This is a genomic window from Vibrio sp. 10N.222.46.A1, assembly GCF_041473595.1.
Lineage (GTDB): Bacteria > Pseudomonadota > Gammaproteobacteria > Enterobacterales > Vibrionaceae > Vibrio > Vibrio tasmaniensis_A.
Window position 1 is genome coordinate 1 of record NZ_JBFRSN010001516.1, and the last position, 2,224, is coordinate 2,224.

Here is a 2,224-nt window from a genome sequence, read left to right on the forward strand (position 1 = left end):
TGTTTGTTATCAATTAGCGGCATGATTTCTTCTCTTGTTTGTACTTCTTGCGAGCAAGTTTCTCCATACGTTTAATATAGTGGTAAGTGGAGAGTTGTGACGTCGGGTAATCGAGTGGGTTTGTTGGAGCTTGTATGTAAGGATTGCTCATCGATTGGTCTAGCACTCGAGCTTTGTTGCTGTCATCGAAATGAAACTCGGTGATATCGATAATGGTTTGCTTGATCTTTGGATCTAAAATTGGAGTGGCGACTTCGATGCGGTGATCGAAGTTTCGTGTCATCCAGTCGGCAGAGGAGATATAGACTTTTGGATTACCAGCGTTACCAAAGATCATCACTCTTGGGTGTTCGAGAAAACGATCGACCACACTAACAATCTCAATCTGCTCACTGATGTTGGAGACTCCCGGTACGAGAGAGCACATACCACGAATGACCATTCTCACTTTTACATTGGCTTGGCTGGCCTGATAGAGCTTCTCAATGATCTCTCGGTCGACCAAATTGTTGAGTTTTAGAGTGATGCTTGCAGGCTTGCTCTCTATCGCGTTTTGTATTTCATTATCTATCAACTGATACAGGCGTTTTCTTGTATTCTTTGGTGACACAATCAGTTGTTTGAACTGTGATTTTTGATAAGGGTTTTCAATATACTTAAAGACTTGTCTCACCTCTTGGGTCAAATCTTCATTCGCAGTGAGCAGAGAAAAATCGGTATACACGCGCGCTGTTACTTCATGAAAGTTACCGGTGCCAATATGAGCGTAATGCGCCGTATGCTTGCCTTCTTTCCGTTTAATGAGCAGAAGCTTAGAGTGAATTTTCAAACTTGGGATGCCATGGATGACTTTTATACCGGCTTCTTGAAGTTTCTTGGTCCACTGAATATTGGCTTGTTCATCAAAGCGGGCTTGTAGCTCAACGACGACAGTTACTTTCTTACCATTGTGTGCAGCATCGATGATCGAGCTAAGGAGCTTTGAGCCTTCTGCAACACGGTAAACGTTTATTTTTATGGAGGTTACCTTCGGGTCAAAGGAGGCTTGCCTCACGAGTTCAGTGATGTGATTAAAGGTGTGATAAGGGTAATGCAACAAGATGTCACGAGCTTTGATCGCTTCGAAATAGTTTGGGTAGTGGCTGAAATGCGCACACTTAATCGCGGGAAGTGGGCGATTAACTAAATCACGCCTATTAAGGCTTGGAAATTCGCAGAAATGCTTGAAGTTATGATAGCGACCACCCGCAATGACACTGTCATAGTCAGACAGCTTAAGTCTGACTTGCAAGAAATTGAGCATTTCAGCTGGCATTTCTGACTCATAGATAAGGCGTATCGGTAGTGCCGTTAAGCGCTGTTCTAAACCTAAAGACATCGATTCTAATAGGTTACTTTCATTGTTCTCTTGAAGATCATAATCGGCATCACGCGTCATTTTTATCGCAAAACAACGTAATGAGTCATACTCAAAGAATCCTTTAAGCAAGTCATCTAAACAAAATCGAACTATATTATCTAACAAGATCAAAGTTGTACGCTGTGAACCAGAAGTGTCTGGTAACTTAACAAACCGAGGGAGGGCTTCTGATGGGATTTCGAGTAAGACATATTGAGAAGATGTCTCTCGCTCAATGTCGATGGCTAAGTAACTTTGCTCGTCTTTGATAATATTGAGCAACTGGCTATCTTCGTTCAAGAGAAACGGAGTTAAATGTGGCAGCACTTTTTTCTTAAAGTACTTTTTGATCCACTCACTCTGTTCTTCGCTGATTTGTTGTTCGTTGACCAGAAAAATACGATTGCGTGCCAGTTCCAATAGTAAGTCGCTATACAGCTCATAGAATTGAGCGTCGAGCTTACTTGCTTGGCTCTGCATTTGAGTTAGCAGGGTTTTCTGCGAGTTGGCAGGTAATTGAGGATCTTGAAGTAAGATCTTTCGTTTCACATCAGCAAATCGGACTTTGTAAAACTCATCGAGGTTTTTCGAGTAAATACCTAAAAAACGAACTCTTTCGATTAAGGGGACTGATTTGTCGGCTGCTTCTTGGAGCACTCTTTCGTTGAAGGATAACCAGCTAAGTTCTTTTGTGACATAGTCTTTTTCCATCGAGATGATAATCCTTGAGTGCTGGCTATAGAGCTGGTTACTTTAATTTAGAATGACAAGATTCACAAAATCTATGATCTTACTTTAAGAAATATGGTCAACAAACTTGTTATT

The 2,224-nt window shown here is 41.4% G+C and carries 1 protein-coding gene; it reads right to left on the bottom strand.

Annotated features, from left to right (window positions below):
* Positions 1–13: 13 nt before the first annotated feature.
* Positions 14–2,110 carry a polyphosphate kinase 1 gene (gene ppk1, locus AB4496_RS27775; protein ID WP_102258223.1) on the bottom strand — a complete coding sequence of 699 codons (2,097 nt, stop codon included), beginning with the start codon at positions 2,108–2,110 and terminating at the stop codon, positions 14–16.
* Positions 2,111–2,224: the final 114 nt, after the last annotated feature.

Excerpts from the sequence above, each read along its gene's own strand:
- ppk1 (WP_102258223.1), bottom strand. The coding sequence starts at position 2,110 with ATGGAAAAAGACTATGTCACAAAAGAACTTAGCTGGTTATCCTTCAAC.